This is a genomic window from Hafnia paralvei ATCC 29927, from assembly GCF_001655005.1.
GTDB classification, from domain to species: Bacteria; Pseudomonadota; Gammaproteobacteria; order Enterobacterales; family Enterobacteriaceae; genus Hafnia; species Hafnia paralvei.
Window position 1 is genome coordinate 111,243 of the sequence record NZ_LXET01000016.1, and the last position, 16,924, is coordinate 128,166.

Sequence of the window (16,924 nt, forward strand, 5' to 3'; positions counted from 1 at the left end):
AAAAACGGCTCGACAAGCAGTTAGCACATAGATGTTTACTTGCTTTGCGATCGCTTTCAAAAGTACCATGAGGAACCTGTTTGTGGAGGGACTGTCAATGTTCACGGGAAGTATTGTTGCGCTGGTTACGCCGATGGATGACAAAGGTCAGGTCGATCGCGCTAGCTTGAAGAAATTGATTGATTATCATGTGGCCAGCGGGACATCTGCGATAGTGTCCGTGGGAACCACCGGCGAATCTGCCACCTTAAACCACGACGAACATGTCGATGTGGTGTTACAGACGCTGGATCTTGCTGATGGCAGAATCCCTGTAATCGCAGGCGCTGGAGCAAATGCGACCGCGGAAGCGATTGCGTTGACTGAGCGTTTTAATAATACGGGCGTAGTGGGTTGCCTGACGGTAACACCGTATTACAATAAGCCAATGCAGGAAGGTCTGTTCCAGCATTTTAAAGCAATTGCGGAACATACTGATTTACCACAAATTTTATATAACGTACCTTCGCGTACGGGATGCGATATGTTGCCAGAAACCATTGCGCGTCTGGCAGAAATCAAAAATATTATTGCTGTAAAAGAAGCGACCGGGAACTTAAGTCGTGTTAGTCAGATCCAAGAACTGGTCAACGACGATAGCTTTATTTTGCTAAGCGGCGATGACGCAACGGCTCTGGACTTTATGCAACTGGGTGGTCAGGGCGTTATTTCTGTCACAGCAAACGTTGCTGCGCGTGAAATGGCTGAACTCTGTAAGCTGGCAGCCGATGGCGATTTTGCTAAGGCTCGTAAGCTGAACCAGCGTTTAATGGCGCTGCATCAACAGTTATTTGTAGAAGCAAATCCGATACCGGTGAAATGGGCCTGTAAGGTATTGGGATTGATAGCAACCGACACGATGCGTTTACCAATGACGCCAATTAGCGATAAGGCTCGCCCTGTCGTAGAACAAGCGCTAAAACACGTCGGCTTGCTGTAACTCTTAGGGAGATTGAATGGCTTACTCAGTACAAAAGTCGGCGGTAGCGACTGTCGTCGGCATTTCTTTGGTCATGATGCTGTCTGCATGCTCGACCGATCAGCGCTATAAGCGTCAGGTGAGCGGCGATGAGGCCTATCTTGATGCGACGACGTTGTCCGAATTGAAAACACCTGCGGGTATGATTTTGCCGGTGCAAAATGGAACCTACGATGTTCGCTTGGCCACGGCTAAAGGTGAAGTGGGTAAAGCGTTGGATATTCGACCACCAGCACAGCCTTTGGCTTTGTTGAACGGCTCTCGCGGTCAGTTTGTTAACGGCGCTGCCATTGTGTTGGTTGAGAGTACTCCAGGGGCGAGTAGCCTTTGGACTCAGGTGACACAAGCGGTTCAAGGGCTGAACTACCCGATTGCTAGCCGCAATGATGCAGGTCAGACGTTGACGACAGACTGGATTAGTTTCCAGCGTGGTGATGAGGACGTCCAGTATGAAGGCCGTTATCAGATCTCTGTGCAACCACAAGGCTATCAGACTGCGGTTGTCGTGAAATCTTTGGGTTTGAAGCAGGGTGAAACTGCGATCAGTGAGGATTCTCAAACACAGCGTTATGCGGTTTCTGTACTGAATAACGTCGTCAGCGGCTTGGATAAATATCAGACCGATCAGGCTAATGCGCGTGCCAACCGTCAGGTCGGGGATATTGACGTGCAGAGCGGTGCGGATGATACGGGCTTGCCTGTTTTGATTGCACGTGCGCCTTATACTGCCGTCTGGGATCGCTTACCATCCACGCTTGAGCTGATTGGCATGAAAGTGACCGATCGTAGCCGTCCACAGGGGACTATTTCTGTCACGTACAAATCTATCAGCAGCAGTAGCTGGGATGATTTGGGCGCGAAAGATCCAGAACTCAAAGAAGGCGATTACAAGATTCAGGTGGGTGACTTAGATAACCGTACCAGCTTACAATTCTTAGACAGCAAAGGCGCTCCATTGACTCAGTCGCAGAATGATGCGCTGGTCAGTGTGTTCCAAGCCGCTTTTTCTAAGTCAAATGTAAGTAAGTAGCTAACAACCGTTAGTAAAGACAAAAAGGGGCTTCGGCCTCTTTTTTATTTCATTTTTTTAATGCGCAATCGTTTGGCTGGCGTATAATGCCCCTAAATTGATGCGCTTTAACCTAAAGCTGCGGATTTCAGTTCTCGTGTTCCTAAACCTATGGAGTAAGCAAAATGCAAAAGCTCGCTGAGTTGTATCGCGGCAAGGCAAAAACCGTGTATACCACTGAAAACCCGGATTTGCTGATTCTTGAGTTCCGAAATGATACATCAGCACTGGACGGCCAGCGCATTGAGCAGTTTGATCGTAAGGGTATGGTGAATAACAAATTTAACCATTTCATCATGAGCAAGTTGGAAGAGGCGGGGATCCCAACCCAGATGGAACGCTTACTTTCTGACACCGAGGTTTTGGTTAAAAAACTGGATATGGTTCCGGTTGAATGTGTGATCCGCAACCGCGCAGCGGGCTCTCTGGTTAAGCGCTTAGGCATCGAAGAAGGGACGCCACTGAATCCACCACTTTTCGATTTATTCCTGAAAAATGATGCGATGCATGACCCGATGGTGAATGAATCATACTGCCGTACCTTTGGTTGGGTGAGCGACGAAAATCTGGCCACAATGAAAGCGCTGAGCTACAAAGTTAACGATGTGCTGAGCAAAATTTTTGGTGATGCGGGCTTAATCCTCGTCGATTTCAAACTTGAATTCGGCTTGTTTAAAGGTCAGGTCGTGCTTGGTGATGAGTTCTCTCCAGACGGCAGCCGTTTGTGGGATAAAGAAACTCTGAACAAGATGGATAAAGATCGCTATCGCCAGAGCTTAGGTGGTTTGATCGAGGCTTACGAAGAAGTTGCGCATCGTATTGGTGTAAAATTAGACTAATCTTCAAAGCTACTATTTGAATAAACAGCAGAGGCCTTGGCCTAATGCTGATCGTTTAAGAGCTCGAGATACACGGGGCTAGCACACCGCGGGGCGCTCCGGCAGCTAAAGCTGCTACGACCCCATCGGTGTACTTCCCCTAAAATCACGCTTAAGTGACCAGCAGAGGCCTTGGCCTCTGTTGTTGTTTTTATACTTCACTGATGCGCTGAAGCATCGGATGTTTTCCTCTCATGAAGTATTTCATTATCTGATTTCTCCTTTTTATGGTATTCACGCCAGCAATTTCCTACCATTAACCCATCATGTCATTTTTGAGGTTTAACTATGCGCTGGCAAGGGCGTCGCGAAAGCGACAACGTTGAAGATCGACGTGGCGATTCCACGGGTTCATCCGGTGGTTTCGGTGGCGGTGGTTTCCGTGTACCGCGTGGCAAAGGCGGCCTAATTCTGCTGGTGGTGGTATTGGTGGCGGGATATTACGGCGTGGATCTAACACCGCTGCTTAATGGCGAAGCCCCAATGGGACAAACTCAGCAACACAGCCAGCCAGCCAACTCAGCTCAGGATAACCAGATGGCGAAATTTACTTCGGTTATTTTGGCTTCCACCGAAGATACCTGGAGTCAGTTATTTCAGAAAATGGGTAAACAGTATCAGGATCCTAAGCTGGTATTGTATCGAGGCGCGACGCGTACCGGATGTGGAACGGGTCAGTCCGTTATGGGGCCTTTCTACTGCCCTGCAGACAAAACCGTCTATATTGATCTTTCTTTCTATCAAGAGATGAAGAATAAATTAGGTGCAGACGGTGATTTTGCTCAAGGCTACGTGGTGGCACATGAAGTTGGGCACCACGTACAGAACCTGCTGGGTATTGAGCAGAAGGTACGCCAAATGCAGCAAGGGGCAAGCAAAGCTGAGCAGAATCGACTCTCCGTGAAGATGGAGCTTCAGGCCGATTGCTTCGCTGGCGTTTGGGGCCATAACATGCAAAATCAGCAAGTGTTGGAGGCGGGGGATTTAGAAGAAGCGTTGAATGCCGCGCAAGCTATTGGTGATGACCGTTTGCAACAACAAAGCCAAGGACGTGTCATCCCAGATAGCTTCACTCATGGAACTTCAGAACAGCGTTATACATGGTTTAAACGCGGTTTTGATAGTGGAAATCCAAGTAGCTGTAACACATTTGCATCTGCTAATTAAATACTCTATCTGTGCCTCGCATTGGATGTTGCGGGGCGCAAAGCCCTAATACTTCTTATTTCGAGTATAATATCCTCTTCTTTTGACTCTCTAAACGGATCCGTATGCCACTTTCTTCTTCTATCACCTCTATGCAGCGGATGGGGATTCGCCGTGTGCTAATCGTGAGCGGTGATACTACGTGGCATCGCCAAGTTATAGAAGAGAACCTGCCTTCGCTTCAGCCTAATGTTTTGTGGGTTGGAGAAAATGCGCCGGAAGGCACAGCCTCTATCGCGACTCGTGCAGCGAGAGGTCTGTTGGGACAAGAGCTTGCCCATGTTGTGTTCAATGCCGCCGAGGGTGTTAATGCGGAAGCTCTGGCCGCTGTTTCAGGGGCGATGAGTGCGGGGCATTGGTTGATTTTGCTGGTTCCAGACTGGGAACAGTGGCCGTGCTTACCGGATATGGATAGCTTACGTTGGAGTGAACAGGCCGAGCCCATCGCCACACCTTATTTTGTTCGGCATTTCCAGCGTGTAACTTCGCAGCACCCTGACATTATTGTGTGGAAGCAAGGAGCGCCGAAAAAAATTACTGAGCTTCAAATAGCGCGCCCCGAGTGGCAGCGTCCTGACGGATCGCCAACGCGGGAACAAGAAGCGATATTACGGGCTTTATTGACGAATAACGATCCCGTGAGCGTCGTGATTGGTGAGCGCGGGCGCGGCAAGTCAACGCTGGCTGGCATGTTTGCTGCACGGACGGCGGGAGTATGTTGGGTTACCGGTCCAAATAGAGTATCGACTCAGGTTTTATCTCAGTGTGGCAAAAAGGGGGAGTTTCATGCCCCCGATATGTTATTGGAGCAATGTCGGCAAAAAGTTCCTGAGAATGTTGATTGGTTACTGATTGATGAAGCCGCAGCAATTCCAGCACCGATGCTAAGTGAACTGATCTCATTTTTCCCCCATGTCCTTTTAACCACGACGGTTCAAGGATACGAAGGTACCGGACGGGGTTTTTTGCTTAAATTTTGTTCTTCTCTTCCATCGTGTCAAATTTATTCCTTAGAACAACCCATGCGTTGGGCGCTGCATGATCCTCTTGAGGCGTGGGTGGGTTCGCTTTTGCTATTTGCGGAACCACAAGAACCCTTCGAGCACGGCCAGAAGCTTAAACAAAAAAAATTAAGCCAAAATGAATGGCACTCTTCGCCACAAGTGATGTCTGATTTCTACGCTCTTTTAACCAGCGCCCACTATAAGACTACGCCACTGGATCTGCGCCGATTAATGGACGGCGTGGGAAATCAGCTGCATGCAAGCTTTGTTGATAGCAATATTGTTGCCGCATTATGGGCCGTCGATGAGGGGGGATTAGATGAGTCGCTAGCTAAAGCCGTGTGGGCAGGGGAACGCCGCCCCAAAGGCAACTTAGTTGCGCAGTCATTAGCAGCCCATGGTGGACAATGGATAGCCGCAGTTTTACGTTCTCGTAGAATCAGCCGAATTGCCGTATTTCCCGAATGGCGACGTCAAGGCGTGGCTAAATCATTAGTGGCTGCGGTTGTTCATCAAGCGCGGCAAGAACAGTTAGACTTTGTTTCTGTTAGTTTTGGCTATACGCCCGAACTGCATCAGTTTTGGCAACGGTGTGGTTTTCAACTTGTCAGGTTTGGAACGCATTTAGAAGCGAGCAGTGGCTGCTATACAGCGATGGCGATATTACCTCTAAGTGAAAAATCACAGCCACTTTTACGCCGATTGCAGCTACGTTTGCAGCGTGATGGCTACTTTATCGAAAAAAAACTCAATATAAGACTGCCCATTAACGTGAAAAAAGACCTCTCGCTGAATCAGGATGATTGCGATGAACTTCACGGTTTCGCTCATTGTTATCGCCCGTTTGACGTTTCTGTTTATGCACTAAGTAGATACGCAAATCATCTTTCTGATGACGAGTTAAGTTGCTTTCTAAAAAGCTGTATAAATGAGAGTGGTGATGTGAGGGGATTATGTGATAAATATAAAATATCCGGTAAAAAAGAGCTGATTACTAGATTGCGGACCGTATTGGCTAGCATTCTTAATAACTAATTAAAACCATTCTTAATATTAAGCTTCAGGGTGTTTTTTATTTTTACTTTTATTTTCTTATTCTCTGTATGTTCTTTTTTATTTAATTAAGAATTAAATTTATTTATTTAACAAGTCGTTTATCGTGAGGGTTTTTTATATTTTCGAGATGACGGTTGTTACCATATTTAAAAGTTTTTTTTAGTTGAATTAAATCTACCTCTTAATTATTATTTAATTCCGCTGAACTTTGGCGAAAGCACTTTCAGATAGTTTCATATATTTTAAAAGTATCAACAATTCATAACTATATTCATCTCTGATGGGTTATGGATTAACGTTGCCTATATTGAGGGAATAACAGATGTCTTCTTGGAAGAATAAGACTGCTTTAACGCGTCTGGCATTGGCTTGCTCTATGGCTATCGCAGCTCAAGCTGCTGTAGCTGCTACAAATGATATTTCAGGTACTACCTACGATACCTACGGCCACGATCTTGGCTACGGTAATCATGTTTATGTCAACGATACTTTCAATGCTGGTAGTTATGTTGATGGATATGTAGATTATGATGGGTATGTTGGCTGGAATAATTCAACTGACGGATATTATGATGGTGATATCTATCCAGTAATTAATAAATCTGTCGTTAATGGTGTTATTTCAACCTATTACCTTGGCTATGATTCATCAAATACTGCTGATACATTAAATATCTCTAACAGTACAATTCACGGTATGGTTACATCATCCTGCGTAACCGATGAGTGTGCTAATGATACTGACCATCAGTTAGGTACACTGCAACTGACCGTTGATAACTCTACGATCGATGATACCTACGAACATTATGATTATGACGTGACGACAAATGATGTTCGTGATCATGATCTTTATAATACCTACGCAATGGGTAATGCAATTACTCTGGATCAGGAAGCAAATGTAGTTATCCAGAACAATTCCCACGTTGCAGGTATCACCTTAGTTCAAGGTTACTATTGGCCTGATAGTGCAACCAATAGCCCAGAAATTTTTACTGATACCGTAACTGTTAAAGATTCTGTGGTCACTTCAGGTGCTTACTCAGAATTGGATAATACAGGTTTCTATGGCCAATCAGGCAAACCAAGTGACTACGCAGGAACGAGTACTGCAGGCCTTGATGATGCGGCACTGATTGTTATGGCAAGTCGTACTGATAACGCTATGCAAACCACGGCGACGTTTGATCATTCAACGTTGACTGGCGATGTTCTGTTCTCCAGCGTATTCGATAATAACTTTGATCCAACTGGCCATGATTCTAACGGTGATAATGTTAAAGACACCAATGGTTGGGATGATCAAGATTCTTTAAATCTGACATTAACCAACGGCAGTAAGTGGGTTGGTGCTGCGGTGTCTTCTGTTGAACATACGAATACTCTGTATGATTACAGCCCTAATAGCCTGTGGCCAACAGATGAGTTCGATGTAAATGGCGATTTCACCTCAGCTTCTGTTTATCAGAGCGGTTTGTTCAACGTTACTCTGGATAATAACTCTGAGTGGGACACCCGCAAAACATCTAACATTGACACTTTGACCATTAACAACGGTTCTCAGGTTAATGTTGTGAATTCAAGCTTGCTGGCTGATAGCATTACCTTGAATAACGGTTCTTCGATGCAAATCGGCGATAGCAACAGTGCCGGTACGACGATTCCTAATTCGTATGGCTATAACAACGGCGTTGCTACTGATTCACTGAACATCAATAGCGGCAGTCAGGTTATCCTGACTGAGGAAACTGCAGCACTGTATGCCAACACAATCACTGTGACCAACGGCGGTGAACTGAACTTAGGTTTGGGTCAGACCGATACTCACAGCTTGGTATTAAGTGATGCCGGTACTCTGAATGTTGGCAGCCGTGAGTACGTGCTCAATTCAGATATGAGCAATGCGCGTTATGTGACCAATGATGTTAATGCTGCTGGTTACGACCACGGTGTCATTGCTATCAATTCTGACGGCCACTTGGCGGTTAACGGCGATGTGAGCGGTAACTACTCTGTTCGCGTAGATAACGCGACTGGGCAGGGTTCTATCGCTGATTACCAAGACAAAGAAATTGTTCGTGTGTACGACAATAATGCAGATACTAGCGCATCGTTCACCGCGGCTAACCGTGCTGACCTAGGTGCTTATACCTATGAAGCAGAGCAGCGCGGCGATACTGTCGTTCTGGACCAGCGTAACCTGACCGATGCTGCCAATATGGCGCTGAGCATTCCTTCTGCAAACGCCAACATCTGGCATATGGAGCAGGACACTCTGGAACGTCGCCAGACTCAAACTCGTGATAACGCGGGTGACACTGGTGGTGCATGGGTGAGCTACTTCGGCGGTCATGTTAACGGCGACGGCGGTGAGATCAATTACGATCAAGATATCAACGGTATCATGGTTGGTGTGGATAAGGTTATCGACGGCAACTATGCAAACTGGTTGGTCGGTATGTCCGCAGGCTTCGCTAAAGGCGACGTTAGCGACCACAGCGGAAGCGTAGATCAGGACAGCCAGTCTGCTCGTGTCTACTCTTCTGCTAAGTTCGACAACAACGTCTTCTTGGATACCTCGTTAAGCTACTCTCATTACAGCAACGATCTGGATGCTGATATGAGCAACGGCGACCACACATCGGGCTCTACCAGCTCTGATGCATGGGGCTTCGGCTTGAAAGTCGGCTACGACATCGCTCTTGATACTCAGGGTAAATTGAGCCCATATGCTAGCGTTTCTGGTCTGTTCATGAACAGTGATGACTACCGTACCAGCAATGGCATGGATGTGTCTGACCAAGGTTATAACAGCTTGCGTTACGAAGCAGGTATCAATGCTAACTATCGCTTCGACTATGCAAACGACCAGTCTCTGACTCCATATGCGACTTTGGCATACGTTTATGATGATGCGGGCAGCAACGATGCAGACATCAACGGCGACAACATTGACAACGGTGTTGGTGGTTCAGCAGTTCGCGTTGGTTTAGGCGGTCAGTTTAACTTCACTAAGAACTTCAGCACCTACGCAGGCGCAAGCTATATGGGTGGTAGTGATATCGACCAACCATGGGCTGTTAACGCTGGCGTGAAATACAGCTGGTAATAGATTCATACGCCCTGGCGACAGTATACAATCTCTTTTGCTAGCGTCCAAGTAACAGAGTTTGTGCCGAAAGGATTTTGGGCTGTTGCCTAGTATGAATTCTCCGCGCAGTTTAGGCTGAGCGGAGAGTCCCTTAAGTTGAATGGCCCTTCGGGGCCATTTTTTTTATCTCGTTTTTGACTAGCATTCAGCAAAAAAATAGAACAACCTCATCAAGGAAATACGATTTTCATCAAAACTCTTCGGCGTATAGTGGTGGTTAACAAATGATGCCAATAAGTGGCATGTTTTAATTAACCGAGGAGTGACCTAATGAAGCACGAACATCATGTTGTCCAAAGCCCTGCAACACCGGCAGAACAGCTGATTTTGCTGTTTCACGGGGTTGGCGATAATCCGGTGTCTATGGGAACGATTGGTGAGTATTTTGCTCAAGCTTTTCCAAAAGCACTGGTGATTAGCATTGGATCACCCTATCAGATCCCGAGCGGCCAAGGTTTGCAGTGGTTTTCGGTGGATGGGGTAACAGAAGAGAACCGCATCGAGCGTATTAATGAGGTTATGCCTCAGTTTATTGAAATTGTGCGATATTGGCAGCGTGTTGCTGATGTTAATCCTGAGGCCACAGCACTAGTCGGATTTTCTCAGGGAGCGATTATGGCGCTTGAAGCCGTGAAAGTGACGCCAAATTTGGCCGGAAGGGTGGTATCTTTCAGTGGTCGTTTTGCCGCATTACCTGAAAAAAGTTTAGGGAATACGGTTGTTCACCTGATTCATGGTAGTGAGGATACGATTATTGTTATCGATAACGCGCATCAGGCTGCAGAGAGTATGCAAACATACGGATCTGACTTTACTTTAGATATCGAGCCGATTGGGCATGCCATCGATCAGAATATGATGGATTTAGCGCTAGAGCGTTTACGTGCTTACATTCCTCAACGCTATTGGGATGAAGCTCTGAGTGGTAAACGTGGCGATTTGATCGCTTTTAAATAACAGTGATGTGCTAACTAAGGGCAATAAAAATTGCCCTTTTACTTCTGATGAGAACTAACTTGGTGTTACTTCTTTTTAGGCCAGTCATCATCATTGTCCCATTGCGCATTGTTATCGCGATGTGGAGGCAATTCAGGCTTATTGCTCAGAAAACTTTTGTGGTCTACTTTGAGCAAGGCTTTCATCCCATTCCATACCATCCCGATCAGAACTAACAGAATAATCCACCAGTAATCGGCTAACCATTGCATAGCTACCACCTTAAATTTTGGACTAATTAAATGGCTGAACTGCAACGTTGCTGCCATTCTAGCCATTCATCATTGATTCGAGCCACCTAACATCGGTGAAACGGATTTTAATAACCGTTTTTCTGCATGACACCATTCACTCTGCGTTAAGTATACAACCTCAGAGGCAAAGTTATGCGGGGTTTCCGCAATAAAAATAGTACGGGGTAACACTCAATTATGTATAAATTTCTTGAGCTTAAGACAAAAAACCGCCCATTCAGGCGGTTTAAAACATATAAGTAAGGCTTATTTTATGGCAATAAAGCGGGAAAAAATCTCTGACAGGTGTGGAATAAGCCATTCTGAACCCGCAATGTGTTTGTCTTGCCATGCTTTTTTGAGCACCTCTTTCGTTAGCTGATGCTCAGCCAAGGAGGAGAGGGGGCGATAGCTGAGATGCCAAGGCTCTACCGCAACACCTTGCTGCTTATCACCGAATGGGCGGTAAAATCCAAAACGATCCATATTATCTGAAAGCCATTGATTTAATGGATAGAAATATCCCCCTTCCAGATATTCCCATGGCTCAAGCTGAAGTTTTTTCCCATCGGGTAAAAGATCTGGATCATAGATATCGAGATCGGTTCCCCAATGATGGCGACTAGCGCCAGGAAGTGCAGACCAACGTAAAATTGCACAGCATAACTCGCCATCCGTCAGCGTTGTGATATCCAGTGGTTGGCTATTTTCATCGAGAACAGCGCGTTCACCATTGAATTTCGCATTCCAAATAGTTTGCTGTCGAGCAAAGTCTCTAAATGTGCTGGCGGGTTGTAAATTAAATCCCGCTTCTTTGGCTGCGCATTGCAATGCCTGAAAAGCCTTAACGGCCTCAGGTTGTAAACGATGGTTCCCACAAAGTACGGCAAGATGCTCGGTGCTTTGTCCGGTCAGCATTTCCGGCGTGATCATGCGACGAGTTGCTCCATTATTCTTTGGTACATACGGCTCAGCATTTGCAGGTCTGCGGCATGAACGCACTCATCCACTTTATGAATCGTGGCATTGACCGGCCCCAGTTCAACGACCTGAGTACCCATCTGTGCGATAAAGCGTCCATCAGAGGTTCCACCGGTGGTCAGTAACTGCGGCGTAATTTCGCCATAATGCTGAATGGCATTGACGACAGCATCGACCAAATGACCGCGTGCGGTTAGGAAAGGCAAGCCTGAGACGTTCCACTCTAAACTATAGGTGAGTTGGTAGCGATCGAGCAGCGCTTTGACCCGCGTCTTAATCGAATCGACGGTCGACTCCGTGCTGAAGCGGAAATTAAACTGTATATATAACTCGCCAGGGATCACGTTATTGCTACCCGTACCCGCGGCAATATTCGCGATCTGCATACTGGTAGGGGGAAAGAATTCATTCCCCTCATCCCAAACTTCATTGACCAACTCATTTATCATCGGAGCGGCTTTATGAATGGGATTATCGGCCAAATGCGGGTAGGCAACATGGCCCTGTACGCCTTGAATATAAAGGTTGGCCGTCATTGAGCCACGGCGGCCATTTTTGACCACATCACCGACTTTCTCGGTGCTAGACGGTTCTCCAACCAAGCAATATTCGACCTTCTCCTGACGCGCAATCAGCTTTTCCACCACTTTTACGGTGCCGTTTACCGCGCTAGCTTCTTCATCTGACGTGATTAAGAAAGCCAGACGCCCCTGATGGTGAGGATTGGCTTCGATGAAGCGTTCAGCCGCAACGACCATGGCTGCTAACGAACCTTTCATATCCGCTGCGCCTCTGCCGTATATCATACCGTCGCGCAGGGTTGGTTCATAAGGTGGATTGGTCCATTTGGATTCATCCCCGCTTGGCACCACGTCGGTATGGCCGGCGAATGCAAGCGTTGGGCCATTACCCCCGCGATAAGCCCAAAAGTTACGGGTGTCACCAAATGTCATATCTTCGATGGTAAAACCAATTGCTTGCAGACGTTCAATCAATAGTTCTTGGCAGCCTGCATCTTCAGGGCTAACAGAACGGCATTTGATTAACTGCTGAGTGAGCTCAAGTACTGGGCAGGTCATCGTATTTTCTCCTCAGCTAAAAAATGTGCATATTGCTCCGGTTTAAATCCCAACAACATGTGGTCATTATGTGCCAATAGTGGGCGTTTGATTATTGCGGGATGTTCCAGCATTAATGCTGCTGCGCTATCGGCATCGGTGATGCTGTTGCGTAAGGATTCATCCAGCTTGCGCCATGTCGTTCCGCGCGTGTTCAGTAACGCTTCCCACCCTAATTGGGCGATAAAAGTGTGTAGCAGAGCCGGCTCTAAACCATCGGCACGATAATCATGAAACTGATAGACCACCTGTTGCTCTTCAAGCCATTTTCGGGCTTTTTTGATGGTGTCGCAGTTCTTGATGCCATAAAGATAAAGAGGTGCTTTTTCTAAATTTGCTGTCATGCGGCAAGAGTACCTGTGTCTAAGCTCACGATCTGGCGAATTCATGGTGCGTAGCGCAGACCCTGACTTGTTGATGTTGTTAAATTATTTAACACATAATGCGGGAAAAAGAGCTCATGATCCAGAGTGTTAGCGCTAAGAGTGTTCCGACTGTGTAAATTGAGGCTGCGCTTTATCTAAATAGTGCTTCCTAATGGTCGTTCTTATAGAAATATCGACTAGGTCAAATATTCACCATTGGTCTGTAAAAGGTTATCATGATCGGGTACTAAATTTTGTAAGCCACCAAAGACGTAAATATGATTGATACAGAACTAAGCAACTGGAAAGCGTTTATTGACGCCATGTTGTCAAACAAGCACCAGTAATCACAAACTGGTCAGAAAGTCCCTCGAGGTAGAGGCTATAAGTTTAAAACCGTTGGTAATTTGTGGATCGTTTTAAACGAATATTCTTGATAATTTGTGACAAGCCAACCACCATGGTTTCACCCAAATAAAAGGCAGCCCGCGGGCTGCCTTTTGCTTGTCAGCGTTAAACCACCGCCATCGGGAGAGGGTGATGGTTTAGTGATTATTCTTTGGGCGGGATGATTTCATCTGGTTCTATAGCGGACGCCGTTTTTCCGGGAAAGCGGCGGCGAACCAAAATAAAGAATACTGGCACAAAGAAGATGGCAAGGATGGTCGCGGTAAACATTCCACCTAATACGCCAGTCCCGACCGCATGTTGGCTGCCTGAGCCAGCGCCATGACTTATCGCCATTGGCAATACACCAAAGATGAATGCTAACGACGTCATCAATATAGGGCGTAGACGTAGACGACACGCCTCCAGCGTTGCCTCCAATAAGTCTTTCCCTGAACGATGTAGTTCATTGGCGAATTCCACAATCAATATGGCATTTTTAGCGGAAAGACCAATGATTGTTAGCAGACCAACTTGGAAATAAACATCGTTTTCCAACCCACGCACCCACGTTGCGCATACGGCACCCAGCACCCCTAATGGTACGACCAACATGACCGAGAATGGAATGGACCAGCTTTCATATAACGCCGCTAAGCACAGGAACACCACAAGTAACGAAATTGCATAAAGCGCCGGAGCCTGTGCACCAGATAGTCGTTCCTGATAGGACATGCCTGTCCATTCTAAACCGATACCGTTAGGTAGGTGACTGACAAGACGCTCCATAATATCCATCGCTGTACCGGTACTAATCCCCGTAGCGGCTTCGCCGACGATTTCTAGCGCTGCATTACCGTTGTATCGTTCCAGTCGTGGTGAGCCATAGGTCCACTGGCTGTTGGCGAAAGCAGAGAATGGAACCATCTCGCCATTATTGTTGTTGACGTACCAGCTATAGATATCACTTGGCAGCATGCGGTAAGGTGCCGCGCTTTGAACATAGACCTTTTTGACACGGCCACGATCTAGGAAGTCATTAACGTAAGTTGATCCCCAAGCCGTTTTTAACGTGTTGTTGATGTCATCAATATTAACGCCTAGCGCTTGCGCCTTGCGTTGATCAATGTTGACCTGCAACTGTGGGCTATCGTCTAAACCGTTGTGGCGAACACGGGTGAGCTGAGGTTCTTTTGCCGCCGCGGCCAACAAGGTGTCACGCGCCTTCATGAGTTCAGCATGCCCAAGACCCGCATGATCTTCGAGCTCCATATCAAAACCTGCCGAGTTACCCAATCCTGAGATCGCTGGTGGGCTGCTCGCAAAAACTCTAGCTTCCTTAATTTTATTAAATTCAGCGGTTGCGCGATCGATAATGGCAAATGAAGAGTCATCGGGATTGGAGCGTTCATCCCAATGCTTCAAACGTACGAACATACGTGCAACGTTTTGACCGTTACCGCCCGGGCCAGAGCCAATAATAGAGAATACGGAAACGACGTTTTTTTTCTCACTTTGCAGCAGATAATTTTCGACTTTCTCCACGACTTTCAGTGTTTGCTGTTGCGTTGATCCAACGGGTAACTGGATCTGGGTCATGAAGACGCCACGGTCTTCCAAGGGTAAGAAAGAGGTTGGTAAACGAGTGAACGCGAATGCTAAGCCAACGATAATCAACAGGTATAACAGCATGGTACGTCCGCTGTTGCGTACAATGCGGGCGACCCCGTTTTCATACTGATGAGTACTACGCTCAAACACGCGGTTAAACCAGCCGAAAAAGCCTTTGTGGCCGTGAACCTCACCCTTTTTAATTGGCTTAAGCAAAGTAGCGCAGAGTGCCGGCGTCAAAATTAAGGCGACTAAAACAGAAAAAACCATCGCCGAAACGATAGTCACGGAGAATTGGCGATAAATAGCACCGGTTGTGCCACCAAAGAAAGCCATTGGCACAAATACAGCGGAAAGCACTAAGGCAATCCCGACCAAAGCGCTTTGGATTTGTGCCATCGATTTACGCGTAGCTTCTCGGGGGGATAACCCTTCCTCGGTCATCACGCGTTCGACGTTTTCCACCACCACGATGGCGTCATCCACCAGAAGCCCAATGGCAAGCACCATCGCAAACATCGTTAGGGTATTGATACTGAAGCCAAAGGCATACAGCACTGCATAGGTGCCAAGTAATACGACCGGTACCGCAATCGTGGGGATTAAGGTTGCTCGGAAGTTTTGTAGGAATAAATACATCACCAAGAACACGAGGAAAATGGCTTCGAACAGCGTTTTCACAACATCCTTGATGGATTCCTGTACAAATGGCGTTGTTTCATAGGCATATTCGACTTTTAAGCCGTGTGGAAAATATTGCTCTAGCTCAGTGAGCTTGGCTTTAACCAGTTTATCGGTAGCGAGTTCATTGGCACCAGAAGCCAGTTTGATACTCATACCCGACGCTGGCATTCCGTTGTATCGACTCAGATAATCGTAATTTTCTGCCCCTAGTTCAACAGTAGCAACATCCCCTAGGGTGACATAAGAACCATCGGTATTGACTCTGAGGGTGATATCTCGAAATTGTTCTGGTGTTTGCAGTTGTGATTGGGCATTCATGGTGGCATTCAATGCCTGACCATTGACGGATGGTGTTCCACCGACTTGCCCAACGGCAATCTGATTGTTTTGGGTTTTAATCGCAGTAACAACGTCTTGGGTTGTCAGTTTATAGTTATTAAGCTTGTTGGGGTCGAGCCAGATACGCATGGCATACTGGGAACCAAAGGCGTCCACGCTACCCACGCCGTCGATACGGCTGATAGGATCTTGTAAATTACTGGCGACATAGTCAGCAATATCTTGCCGAGTCATACTGTGATCGGTTGAGACAAAGGCAACGGTCATTAGGCTGCTATCGCCAGACTTTGAAACCGTCACACCTTGTTGCTGCACATCTTGTGGCAGCTTACGCGTCGCACCTTGCAACTGGTTTTGCACCTGCTGCATCGCTTCATTAGGATTTATTCCAGCCTGAAAGGTCAGGGTGATTGAGGCGCTGCCGGTGCTGCTGCTCTGAGATGACATATATAACAAGCCATCTAGGCCGGTCATATTTTGTTCGATAATCTGTGTTACCGTATTTTCCAGTGTTTGAGCAGAAGCCCCCGGATAGGATGCACTGATGCGTACCGTTGGAGGGGCGAGGTTTGGATACTGCTCAACAGGCAGAGTGTTTATCGCTAACAGACCAGTGAGGCTGATAATAATGGCAATAACCCAAGCAAAAATGGGGCGATCAATAAAAAAATTAGCCACGGGTAAATACCCTCATAACGCTTACTCTTATGCTTGAAAGTGGAGTTCTAGACGTAAATCGATCCATGCTAACGCACTTTATCCTGTCAGTGAGTTCAAAACGTGGAGAAAAAAAGGAGAAAGAGTAAATATTCTTTCAGACGGTAT

Annotated in this window: 12 protein-coding genes; 7 read left to right on the forward strand and 5 right to left on the reverse strand. The window is 46.8% G+C overall.

Annotated features, from left to right (window positions below):
* The first annotated feature begins 97 nt into the window (after positions 1–97).
* The 7 genes from dapA to ypfH all read left to right on the forward strand — a co-directional run bounded on the left by dapA (position 98) and on the right by ypfH (position 10,342).
* Positions 98–979, forward strand: coding sequence for a 4-hydroxy-tetrahydrodipicolinate synthase (gene dapA / locus M988_RS06000; protein WP_008814144.1), 882 nt, complete (start codon positions 98–100; stop codon positions 977–979).
* 16 nt (positions 980–995) lie between these two features.
* Positions 996–2,048, forward strand: coding sequence for an outer membrane protein assembly factor BamC (bamC, locus tag M988_RS06005; RefSeq protein ID WP_064573286.1), 1,053 nt, complete (start codon positions 996–998; stop codon positions 2,046–2,048).
* 164 nt (positions 2,049–2,212) lie between these two features.
* Complete coding sequence (gene purC, locus M988_RS06010; protein WP_039188164.1) at positions 2,213–2,926, forward strand: phosphoribosylaminoimidazolesuccinocarboxamide synthase; 714 nt, start codon at positions 2,213–2,215, stop codon at positions 2,924–2,926.
* 327 nt (positions 2,927–3,253) lie between these two features.
* Positions 3,254–4,132, forward strand: a complete 879-nt coding sequence (gene ypfJ, locus M988_RS06015; RefSeq protein ID WP_008814141.1) for a KPN_02809 family neutral zinc metallopeptidase — start codon at positions 3,254–3,256, stop codon at positions 4,130–4,132.
* Between the two features lie 104 nt (positions 4,133–4,236).
* Positions 4,237–6,210, forward strand: coding sequence for a tRNA(Met) cytidine acetyltransferase TmcA (locus tag M988_RS06020; RefSeq protein ID WP_064573287.1), 1,974 nt, complete (start codon positions 4,237–4,239; stop codon positions 6,208–6,210).
* Positions 6,211–6,553: 343 nt separating this feature from the next.
* Positions 6,554–9,343: an autotransporter outer membrane beta-barrel domain-containing protein gene (locus M988_RS06025; RefSeq protein WP_064573289.1), complete on the forward strand. Its 2,790-nt coding sequence runs from the start codon at positions 6,554–6,556 to the stop codon at positions 9,341–9,343.
* Positions 9,344–9,655: 312 nt separating this feature from the next.
* On the forward strand, positions 9,656–10,342 hold the full coding sequence (gene ypfH / locus M988_RS06030) for an esterase (protein WP_064573291.1): 687 nt from the start codon (positions 9,656–9,658) through the stop codon (positions 10,340–10,342).
* Positions 10,343–10,407: 65 nt separating this feature from the next.
* Here ypfH and M988_RS06035 read toward each other — a convergent pair whose 3' ends face one another.
* The 5 genes from M988_RS06035 to acrD all read right to left on the reverse strand — a co-directional run bounded on the left by M988_RS06035 (position 10,408) and on the right by acrD (position 16,777).
* Complete coding sequence (locus M988_RS06035) at positions 10,408–10,593, reverse strand: YpfN family protein (protein ID WP_008814137.1); 186 nt, start codon at positions 10,591–10,593, stop codon at positions 10,408–10,410.
* A 288-nt stretch (positions 10,594–10,881) separates the two neighbouring features.
* The gene (locus M988_RS06040; protein ID WP_039188169.1) at positions 10,882–11,547 is read right to left on the reverse strand and encodes a M15 family metallopeptidase; all 666 of its coding nucleotides are present in this window, start codon (positions 11,545–11,547) and stop codon (positions 10,882–10,884) included.
* Complete coding sequence (dapE, locus tag M988_RS06045) at positions 11,544–12,674, reverse strand: succinyl-diaminopimelate desuccinylase (RefSeq protein WP_039188170.1); 1,131 nt, start codon at positions 12,672–12,674, stop codon at positions 11,544–11,546. The genes M988_RS06040 and dapE overlap by 4 nt, the downstream gene beginning before the upstream one ends.
* Positions 12,671–13,057 carry an ArsC family reductase gene (locus M988_RS06050; RefSeq protein WP_008814134.1) on the reverse strand — a complete coding sequence of 129 codons (387 nt, stop codon included), beginning with the start codon at positions 13,055–13,057 and terminating at the stop codon, positions 12,671–12,673. The genes dapE and M988_RS06050 overlap by 4 nt, the downstream gene beginning before the upstream one ends.
* A gap of 573 nt (positions 13,058–13,630) precedes the next feature.
* Positions 13,631–16,777 carry a multidrug efflux RND transporter permease AcrD gene (gene acrD, locus M988_RS06055; RefSeq protein WP_064573299.1) on the reverse strand — a complete coding sequence of 1,049 codons (3,147 nt, stop codon included), beginning with the start codon at positions 16,775–16,777 and terminating at the stop codon, positions 13,631–13,633.
* Positions 16,778–16,924 lie beyond the last annotated feature (147 nt).

Excerpts from the sequence above, each read along its gene's own strand:
- dapA (WP_008814144.1), top strand. The coding sequence starts at position 98 with ATGTTCACGGGAAGTATTGTTGCGCTGGTTACGCCGATGGATGACAAA.
- bamC (WP_064573286.1), top strand. The coding sequence starts at position 996 with ATGGCTTACTCAGTACAAAAGTCGGCGGTAGCGACTGTCGTCGGCATT.
- purC (WP_039188164.1), top strand. The coding sequence starts at position 2,213 with ATGCAAAAGCTCGCTGAGTTGTATCGCGGCAAGGCAAAAACCGTGTAT.
- ypfJ (WP_008814141.1), top strand. The coding sequence starts at position 3,254 with ATGCGCTGGCAAGGGCGTCGCGAAAGCGACAACGTTGAAGATCGACGT.
- M988_RS06020 (WP_064573287.1), top strand. The coding sequence starts at position 4,237 with ATGCCACTTTCTTCTTCTATCACCTCTATGCAGCGGATGGGGATTCGC.
- M988_RS06025 (WP_064573289.1), top strand. The coding sequence starts at position 6,554 with ATGTCTTCTTGGAAGAATAAGACTGCTTTAACGCGTCTGGCATTGGCT.
- ypfH (WP_064573291.1), top strand. The coding sequence starts at position 9,656 with ATGAAGCACGAACATCATGTTGTCCAAAGCCCTGCAACACCGGCAGAA.
- M988_RS06035 (WP_008814137.1), bottom strand. The coding sequence starts at position 10,593 with ATGCAATGGTTAGCCGATTACTGGTGGATTATTCTGTTAGTTCTGATC.
- M988_RS06040 (WP_039188169.1), bottom strand. The coding sequence starts at position 11,547 with ATGATCACGCCGGAAATGCTGACCGGACAAAGCACCGAGCATCTTGCC.
- dapE (WP_039188170.1), bottom strand. The coding sequence starts at position 12,674 with ATGACCTGCCCAGTACTTGAGCTCACTCAGCAGTTAATCAAATGCCGT.
- M988_RS06050 (WP_008814134.1), bottom strand. The coding sequence starts at position 13,057 with ATGACAGCAAATTTAGAAAAAGCACCTCTTTATCTTTATGGCATCAAG.